This window comes from Flavicella sp. (assembly GCF_037132785.1).
Classification (GTDB): domain Bacteria; phylum Bacteroidota; class Bacteroidia; order Flavobacteriales; family Flavobacteriaceae; genus Flavicella.
Map to the genome: position 1 here is coordinate 1 of NZ_JBAHZZ010000165.1, position 9,007 is coordinate 9,007.

The 9,007-nt window shown below is 31.8% G+C and carries 8 protein-coding genes and 1 pseudogene; 7 read left to right on the forward strand and 2 right to left on the reverse strand.

Translation table 11 applies throughout. The features are described 5' to 3' along the window. A pseudogene (locus V5787_RS10540) lies at nucleotides 1-155 on the forward strand (IS1595 family transposase); the annotation flags it as partial. Between the two features lie 320 nt (nucleotides 156-475). Here V5787_RS10540 and V5787_RS10545 read toward each other — a convergent pair. Both V5787_RS10545 and xrtF read right to left on the reverse strand, forming a co-directional pair. Beyond that, complete coding sequence (locus V5787_RS10545; protein WP_336893186.1) at nucleotides 476-919, reverse strand: exosortase F system-associated protein; 444 nt, start codon at nucleotides 917-919, stop codon at nucleotides 476-478. After that, the gene (gene xrtF, locus V5787_RS10550; RefSeq protein ID WP_336893187.1) at nucleotides 903-1,460 is read right to left on the reverse strand and encodes an exosortase family protein XrtF; all 558 of its coding nucleotides are present in this window, start codon (nucleotides 1,458-1,460) and stop codon (nucleotides 903-905) included. The genes V5787_RS10545 and xrtF overlap by 17 nt, the downstream gene beginning before the upstream one ends. Before the next feature lie 202 nt (nucleotides 1,461-1,662). On the opposite strand from xrtF, the gene purH reads away from it, so the two are divergent. The 6 genes from purH to rodA all read left to right on the forward strand — a co-directional run bounded on the left by purH (nucleotide 1,663) and on the right by rodA (nucleotide 8,809). After that, complete coding sequence (gene purH / locus V5787_RS10555; protein WP_336893188.1) at nucleotides 1,663-3,189, forward strand: bifunctional phosphoribosylaminoimidazolecarboxamide formyltransferase/IMP cyclohydrolase; 1,527 nt, start codon at nucleotides 1,663-1,665, stop codon at nucleotides 3,187-3,189. 73 nt (nucleotides 3,190-3,262) lie between these two features. Next, nucleotides 3,263-4,291: a rod shape-determining protein gene (locus V5787_RS10560; RefSeq protein ID WP_336893189.1), complete on the forward strand. Its 1,029-nt coding sequence runs from the start codon at nucleotides 3,263-3,265 to the stop codon at nucleotides 4,289-4,291. Between the two features lie 49 nt (nucleotides 4,292-4,340). Continuing rightward, the gene (gene mreC, locus V5787_RS10565; protein WP_336893190.1) at nucleotides 4,341-5,147 is read left to right on the forward strand and encodes a rod shape-determining protein MreC; all 807 of its coding nucleotides are present in this window, start codon (nucleotides 4,341-4,343) and stop codon (nucleotides 5,145-5,147) included. After that, on the forward strand, nucleotides 5,140-5,658 hold the full coding sequence (locus V5787_RS10570; protein WP_336893191.1) for a rod shape-determining protein MreD: 519 nt from the start codon (nucleotides 5,140-5,142) through the stop codon (nucleotides 5,656-5,658). The genes mreC and V5787_RS10570 overlap by 8 nt, the downstream gene beginning before the upstream one ends. A gap of 9 nt (nucleotides 5,659-5,667) precedes the next feature. After that, nucleotides 5,668-7,551: a penicillin-binding protein 2 gene (gene mrdA / locus V5787_RS10575; protein WP_336893192.1), complete on the forward strand. Its 1,884-nt coding sequence runs from the start codon at nucleotides 5,668-5,670 to the stop codon at nucleotides 7,549-7,551. Continuing rightward, nucleotides 7,532-8,809 (forward strand): rod shape-determining protein RodA, encoded by a 1,278-nt coding sequence (rodA, locus tag V5787_RS10580; RefSeq protein WP_336893193.1) that lies wholly within the window; start codon nucleotides 7,532-7,534, stop codon nucleotides 8,807-8,809. The genes mrdA and rodA overlap by 20 nt, the downstream gene beginning before the upstream one ends. Nucleotides 8,810-9,007 lie beyond the last annotated feature (198 nt).

Consider the following 9,007-nt stretch of genomic DNA (forward strand, 5'->3'; position numbering starts at 1 on the left):
TAAGTAAATGGCATATACAAGCATATTTTGATGAATTTTGTTTTAGAATTAATAGGTCACAATACAAAGAATCCATTTTTCATAAAACAATTCTTAGAATGGTACTACAAAAACCTAAATATCAAAAAAATACAAAACAGATACTAGGCGTATAACTCAGCTATTTTATATTGAAATATAAAGAAAATAGAAACTAATTTAATCAATCATTTTGATGTTTATTTGATATAATCGGTTTATAGCTTGTTTTTTATATGTTTTCAAAACAGACCCCTTGATTGCCCTAATTCGGTGATTTTTTTTTAAAGGAATGACCCATCTAACCGCATTATCAATTCAATTGTAGTAAAGAGATTAATCTTTAAAAAAGAAACTAAATTTGATAAATACAACTTGAATTTAGTCAATGATTTAATGCCAATTTTATTTTTAAATGACATCTTAAAATAGCATAAGGTATTTGAGCATTAAAACATCACAAAACAGGCTCAACATCAACCATTTTTTCATAAAAAAGAGCAGCCAATAACAATAATAAAAACAGTGGGTGGATTAAAAATCTTCGAATATAAAAAGGAAATAGATAACCTCCTTCAAAACCATTGTAGAGTAAAAATGAATACACTAAGACCAATATTGAAAAACCACCAACATACAACTTGCTCACTAAAATAACACAATCTAGCTTTTGAAAAACTAAATAAATAATTCCTATAGAAATCAAAGAATTTAAAGTATATCTCAAGAATAAACTCCAAAGTAATTTAACAAAATCAAATTTGGGAATAGAACTATACAAATAATCATTTTGAAAAAAATTAATAAGGGGGTCGTAAAACAATTCCGTTTCAAAGGCTTTAACAAGCACTAAACTAAAAATTAAAACCACAATTAATGGAATTCTAATTATTTTTTTCATTTCTATTTTCATTATAATTAGAAAAATAATTCACCCAAATCACCCACAATAAAAACACCAGACCATAAATAAGAGAAGGGAATACCAAATTATGGAGTATTTCTTTTTGTTCAGGAAACTTTGCCAGCGCCACAGTCAAAAAAGAAATTCTTAAAATATTTAGACAGTAAATCACTACACTTCCAAAAAGCGCAAAAAACAATGTTTTCCAAAAAGATCCAGAGAAAGCAATGATTAAAGAAACAAAAAGAATTATTACACTCAGAGAATTGCACCCCTCAATTACCCTTGCCAAATATACATCATCAAACAATAATTTAATCGAAAGTTCTTCTGTATGTTGCTCTAATTTCACATCGTAACCAAAAAAAGTCAAAACCGAAATCGTTTGCTCAGCAACACCATATGTAATGGGAGAGCATTCGAATTTCTGAACCTTCTTTTGTGTTGAAAATAAATAATAACTATAAATCCCAAAAAACAAAAAATAGGCACCAAAAAATTTTACCAAAAACTTCAATATCTTTTTCCGCTTACTCAAAGTCTAGTTTTTTTTATTTTAATCAAAAATAACAATTTATTCCTAGCTTCTATAAGCTATAAACAAATTAAACAACTCCTTATAAAATCATTTATATAATACCTAAAATAATTACAAAAAATATACATTAAGGACTCGATAATTATTGTTGTAAAAGCATCACAATATTAGTAACTTTACAGAAAATTTTACAACACATAAAATGAGCACTAGCAAAACAGCAAAATCTGCCTTAATTTCGGTATTTCACAAAGATGGTTTAGAGCCAATTGTAAAGAAATTAAATGAGTTAAATATAACTATTTACACCACTGGAGGTACTGAAACTTTTATTAAAGATTTAGGTATTGATGTAGTTCGTGTTGAGGATTTAACATCTTATCCTTCTATTTTAGGAGGTCGTGTTAAAACTTTACACCCTAAAGTCTTTGGAGGAATCTTAAACAGACGTGAAAACGAAAATGACCAAAATCAAATTAAAGAATTTGAAATTCCTGAAATTGATATTGTAATTGTAGATTTATACCCTTTTGAAAAAACAGTTGCTAGTGGTGCTCCTGAACAAGATATTGTTGAAAAAATTGATATTGGAGGTGTTTCTTTGATCAGAGCTGCAGCCAAAAACTTTAAAGACGTTATCTGTGTATCTTCAATGGATCAATACAAAGAATTCTTAGATATTATTTCAGATCAAAATGGAGCTACAACTATTGAGCAACGTAAAACATTCTCTGCTAAATCATTTGCAGTATCTAGTCACTATGATTCAGCTATCTTCAATTATATGAACGATGAGCAACTACAATTCAGACAAAGTTTTGATACGGTAAAACAATTACGTTACGGAGAAAACCCACACCAAAAAGGATTTTTCTATGGAGACTTAGATCAATTATTTGATAAATTACACGGTAAAGAATTATCCTTTAACAACTTGTTAGATGTAGATGCTGCCGTAAATTTAATTAAAGAATTTAAAGGAGAAGCTCCTACATTTGCTATTTTAAAACACAACAATGCCTGTGGTTTTGCTCAAAGAGATACTTTAGCACAAGCTTACAAAGATGCTTTGGCTGGTGACCCTACTTCAGCTTTCGGAGGAGTATTAATTGCAAATAAAGAAATTGACAAAGATACAGCTACAGAAATTCACAGTTTGTTCTGTGAAGTAGTGATTGCACCTTCTTATACTACTGATGCATTAGTCACCTTAAAAGGAAAGAAAAATAGAATTATTTTAATACAAAAAGAAGCTGATTTCCCTAACATCAGTTATAGAACTGCATTAAACGGGGTTTTAGCACAAGACCCTAACAATGTTACCGACTCTAAAGAGGCATTGAAAAACGTTACTAAAAGAATCGTTTCGGAAGCAGAAATCGAAGATTTATTATTCGCGTCTAAAATTTGCAAGCACACAAAATCAAACACAATTATACTGGTTAAAAACAAACAATTGTGTGCAGGAGGCACTGGACAAACGTCAAGAGTTGATGCTTTAGAGCAAGCAATTGCAAAAGCAAAAACTTTTAACTTTGACTTAAAAGGAGCTGTATTGGCAAGTGATGCTTTTTTCCCTTTCCCAGACTGTGTAGAGATTGCAGGAAACGCTGGAATTGAGTCTATTATTCAACCTGGAGGCTCTATCAAAGATCAATTATCCGTCGATTATTGTAATACTCATAATATCGGAATGGTTTTCACAGGAACACGTCATTTTAAACATTAATTCACTAAATTTGGGAATGTGTTCACTAACATGAACACATTCCTTATATTAACATAACACCACTAAAATAACTATGGGTTTTTTTGATTTCATGATCGAAGATGTTGCTATTGATTTAGGGACTGCAAATACACTTATCATTCACGATGGAAAAATTGTAGTTGACGCTCCTTCTATCGTTGCACGTGACAGAACTTCAGGTAAAATTATCGCAACAGGTCAAAAAGCGAACTTGATGCAAGGTAAAACACATGAAAACATTAAAACTATCCGTCCGTTAAAAGATGGTGTTATTGCAGATTTTCAGGCATCTGAGGAAATGATAAAAGAATTTATCCGAAACATTCCTTCTATCAAAAAAAGAATGTTCCCTCCTGCTTTACGAATGGTTATTTGTATTCCTTCTGGAATTACAGAAGTAGAAAAAAGGGCAGTCCGTGATTCTGCAATGCATATGAATGCAAAAGAAATTTACCTAATCTACGAACCAATGGCAGCTGCAATTGGTGTAGGTATAGATATTATGGAACCAAAAGGGAATATGATTATTGATATAGGAGGTGGAACAACTGAAATTGCGGTTATCGCTTTGGCAGGAATTGTTTGTGACAAATCTGTTAAAGTTGCAGGTGATTTGTTCACAAATGACATCACGTACTATATGCGTACTCAACATAACTTATTTGTAGGAGAAACAACATCTGAAAAAATTAAAATTCAAATTGGAGCAGCCACAGAAGAGTTAGACACTCCTCCAGACGATATGCTAGTCCAAGGACGTGACTTGTTGAGCGGTAAACCAAAACAAATACAGGTTTCTTATAGAGAGATCGCAAAAGCTTTAGACAAATCCATCTTAAGAATTGAAGATGCGGTTATGGAAACTTTATCTAAAACTCCACCAGAATTAGCCGCTGATATTTACAATACTGGAATTTATTTAGCTGGAGGTGGCTCTATGTTAAGAGGATTAGACAAACGTCTATCTAAAAAAACGGACTTACCCGTTTATATAGCTGAAGATCCTTTAAGAGCAGTTGTACGAGGAACAGGAATAGCTCTTAAGGAAATAGAGAAATATAAATGTGTATTGCAAAAATAATAAAAACACTTTTGAACACGGTATCATAATTTTACAGCTAACTTAATCAATGCATAAAATTGCTTATTTCATTGAAAAACACAAATACTTCTTGCTGTTTATTTTGCTTGAAGTTATAGCTATTGGACTTACAATACAATCACATAACTACCATAAAAGTCAGTTTATAAACACTGCCAATTCTCTTACTGGAAACCTTTTAACAAAGTCCAATACTTTTTTTGAATTCATTAATTTAAAGGCAGAAAACCTTAGACTCGCAAAAGAAAACGCAAATTTAAGAACAGCCTTACACATAAAAAATAACGAATCAACATTTATAATTTCTGATTCATCAGCTATCATAAACTCCTTTATACCTGCAAAAATAATACAAAACAATTATACCAAAAGAAACAATATCCTTACAATCAACAAAGGAAGCTTAGATGGAATTGTTATTGATATGGGGGTCGTAAACAGTAATGGAATCATAGGCGTTGTCAATCAGGTCTCTGATAATTTTGCAACTGTTTTGAGTGTTTTAAACGAAAAGTCTAAAGTCAATGCTAAACTTAAAAAGAATAATTACTTTGGCACACTAACATGGGATGGCATTAATTATAAAACATCACAACTATTGGACATACAACGACAGGCTAATATCTCTGTTGGAGATACAATTGTTACCGGAGGTAAATCTATTCTGTTTCCAGAAAACATCAATATTGGAATCATAACAAGCTTTGACGCTTCTATTAAAAACTATACTAATATTGAAGTAGAGTTTTTTACAGACATGAGTAATATTGGTTATATATATGCCATTTATAATTTGGATAGAGAAGAAATTTTAGAATTACAAAACAATGACTAGAGAAACAATAATTATTGCTTTTCGATTTATCTTTTTAGTACTTGTTCAAACTTTAATTTTGAACAACATATACTTTTTTGACTATATCAACCCCAATTTATACATCCTTTTTATTTTCCTTTACCCACTAGGAGTAAAACGAACAAATTTTTTAATTGTTTCGTTTTTATTAGGTCTTTCCATAGACCTTTTCTCTAATTCAGGAGGAATCAACGCCGCTGCTACCGTTGCAATAGCCTATTTAAGGTTACCTATTTTAAAACTACTCATAAACTCTCAGGATGTCGACTTAAAGTTATTCAAACTCCATAAAGAATCGTTTTTTCGAGTTTTAACCTATATTTCAATCCTTACATTTACCCATCATTTTGTGCTCATTGGACTAGAGTATTCGAGTATAAAAGAAATTGGTGCCATTTTGCACAAAACTATAACGACGAGTCTTTTTACGATTTTCTTATGTACCTTGTCAATCTATCTTTTCAGCAAAAACAAAACTACTAACTTTTAAAAACTCACTGTGAAACGAGGATATCTTTTATCATTTTTTATTATCATAGTGGCTTTCATATATATTGGGAAGTTATTCTACTTGCAAGTAGAATCACAATCTACAAATAAGAATAACCTAAAAAGTTCTACAATTAAAAAGGTTTTTAACTACCCAGAAAGAGGTTATATTTACGACAGAAATGGAGAGTTACTTGTTACCAACAAACAATCCTACAATCTAATGATTGTTCCAAAAGAAGTAAAACAACTAGACACACTGGAACTTTGTAGGCTGCTCAATATCGACAAGAAATATTTCATTAAACGGTTTTATAGAGCAAAAAATTGGTCTCCAAGGTTACCATCTGTCTTTTTAGAATACTTATCAAAAGAGGACTATGCTTACCTCCAAGAAAAAATGCACAAGTATACCGGTTTCTATATTGAAAGAAAACTTCTTCGCAACTACCCATATAATTCAGCGGCAAATGTACTTGGTTATGTCAACGAGGTAAATGATGAAATCGCAACAAACAATCCCTATTATCAAGCAGGTGAGCTTATAGGTACTACTGGCGTTGAAAAACAATACGAAAATCTCCTTCGAGGAATAAAAGGAGTGAACTACCTACAGAGAGACAATTTTAACAAAATAATTGGTCCTTACAAAGAGGGTGTTTTCGACACTCTGCCTATTCATGGTATAGATTTGACTCTTAGTCTAGATAACAAACTCCAACAATATGGAGAAGCCTTGATGATAGGTAAAAGAGGAGGCATCGTTGCCATCGAACCAAGCACTGGCGAGATTTTAAGTTTGATCACAATGCCCAATTACAATCCGAACGATATGGTAGGTCGTGAACGCTCTAAGAACTCTGTAATTTTCTTTAATGATACGATTAATAAACCTATGTATGATAGAAGTTTACTGGCACAATATGCTCCTGGATCACCTTTTAAAATCGTGCAAGGGCTCGTTGGTTTACAAGAACAGGTTATTACGCCTAGCACATCATTTAGATGTTTTCATGGATATCGATACGGCGCTAGACAAAATGAATTTATGGGTTGTCATTGTGGTCTTTTTAATCAACCTATTCAACTAAGAAGAGGTCTAGCCAAATCTTGCAATAGTTATTTTTCTAATGTTTATCGTCGAATTATAGAAAAATACCCAACAGCTTCAGAAGGCATGAATGCTTGGAGTAAACATATGCACAGTTTTGGTTTAGGTCAATACCTCGGTTATGATTTACCACAAGGTAAAAAAGGTTTAATCCCTGATGCAGAACTTTATAACCGTTGGTATCCAAATGGTCGTTGGAGAGCATCATACACCATCTCCAATGCTATTGGTCAAGGACAAATATTAACAACACCCATTCAGCTCGCCAACATGACCGCAGCAATTGCGAATCGCGGTTATTTTTACACACCACATATTTTAAAGAAAACGAGTAATAATACAGCTATTGACTCTGCTTTCACTACAATTCATAACACAACTATATATCCAAAATATTTTCCTCCAATTATAGAAGGTATGCACGACGTGTTTAAATCAGGAACTGCCAAACATGTGAGTTTAAAAAACATTGAGGTTTGTGGAAAAACGGGTACTGTAGAAAATTTCAAGAGAATAAATGATGTAAGAATTCAGTTTGAAGACCATTCTATTTTTGTAGCTTTCGCTCCCAAACACAATCCCAAAATCGCTATCGTAGTTTATATCGAAAACGGAGGTTACGGATCTATGATTGCCGCACCAATTGCGAGTTTAATGATAGAAAAATACTTAACAGGAAAAACAACAAATAAATATTGGGAAAACCGTATGTTCTCAACCAATTTAGAAGAGGTATATAAAAAACAAATGATTCAATCAAACATTGAGAACACAACAGAATAATATATTTTCAGGCATCGATTTCACTCTAATATTGCTATATTTATTTTTAGTTATTTTTGGATGGATGACAATATATGCTGCTTCCTACTCTGAAGAACATTTTCAGCTATTCGATTTTTCTACGAAATACGGAAAACAAATGATGTGGATTGTATTAAGTTTTATTCTAATCATCTTTATTCTTTTTATTGACGCTAAATTCTATGAAAAATTTTCTTCACTTATATACCTAATTTCCTTATTAACCCTAGTAGGCCTATTCGTTTTTGGTAAAAAAATAAATGGCGCAACTTCATGGTATGATCTAGGAATAACAAGCCTACAGCCTTCTGAGTTTGCCAAATTCGCAACGGTACTCGCTTTGTCAAAATTATTAAGCGATAGACAGTACGACTTGAGTAACATTAAAAATCAGATTAAAGCATTTGTAATCATTTTTCTACCCGCAATATTCATCACCTTACAACCCGACCCTGGATCTGCCTTGGTATATGCAGCTTTGTTTTTCGTTTTATATCGTGAAGGACTCCCTGTTTATTATATTGTAATAGGCGCCTCTTCTATTGTTCTTTTTATTCTGACTCTTGCTTTTGGTTTTAATCTAATTCTATTATCTACCTATGTACTGATCTCCCTTTTTATTCTGTATATTTTATTTTACAGAAAAATTTCATTGAAGTTTTACATATTGAAAATCGTTAGTCTTTACACTATTATAGGATTGTTTATTTTTAGTGTTGATTATGTCTACAATCATCTTTTCGAACAACGTCATAGAGATAGATTTAACATCCTATTAGGTAAAAACACAGATATAAAAGGAGTTGGATATAACACCAACCAATCAGTTCTTGCAATTAAATCTGGAGGTTTTTCTGGAAAAGGCTATTTACAAGGAGACAGAACACAAGGAAACTTTGTGCCAGAACATGAGACAGATTATATTTTTAGTACAATCGGAGAGGAGTGGGGTTTTTTAGGGACATCTCTATTAGTTATTGTCTTTACTCTATTTGTACTCAGAATCATTCAATTAGCAGAAAGACAAAAAACTACATTCAGTAGAGCATATGGCTATGGTATTGCTGCTCTTTTCTTTTTTCATTATTTAATCAATATCGGAATGGTCATCGGTTTATTCCCTACTATTGGTATTCCATTACCCTTTTTTAGCTATGGAGGATCTGGTTTATGGGGCTTTACTATTTTGCTATTTATCTTTATAAAATTAGATGCGAGTAAATCGTATGAACTCTAGAAGTAAATAAGAATCTGGGGTCAACGACCCCTTACTAATACCAATTATCAGTACACCAAGACCGTTGCATAATGCTCTTTTCAGTTTTAGATTTCAATTTTTACTTTTTAAATCTAAAATTTATGTTTTTTTCCTTATTTTCATTGTTTATGTTAGTTATGGATCTATTTTTTGGTTCATTTTCCTTTAGTTTTTAGA

Excerpts from the sequence above, each read along its gene's own strand:
- V5787_RS10545 (WP_336893186.1), bottom strand. The coding sequence starts at position 919 with ATGAAAAAAATAATTAGAATTCCATTAATTGTGGTTTTAATTTTTAGT.
- purH (WP_336893188.1), top strand. The coding sequence starts at position 1,663 with ATGAGCACTAGCAAAACAGCAAAATCTGCCTTAATTTCGGTATTTCAC.
- V5787_RS10560 (WP_336893189.1), top strand. The coding sequence starts at position 3,263 with ATGGGTTTTTTTGATTTCATGATCGAAGATGTTGCTATTGATTTAGGG.
- mreC (WP_336893190.1), top strand. The coding sequence starts at position 4,341 with ATGCATAAAATTGCTTATTTCATTGAAAAACACAAATACTTCTTGCTG.
- V5787_RS10570 (WP_336893191.1), top strand. The coding sequence starts at position 5,140 with ATGACTAGAGAAACAATAATTATTGCTTTTCGATTTATCTTTTTAGTA.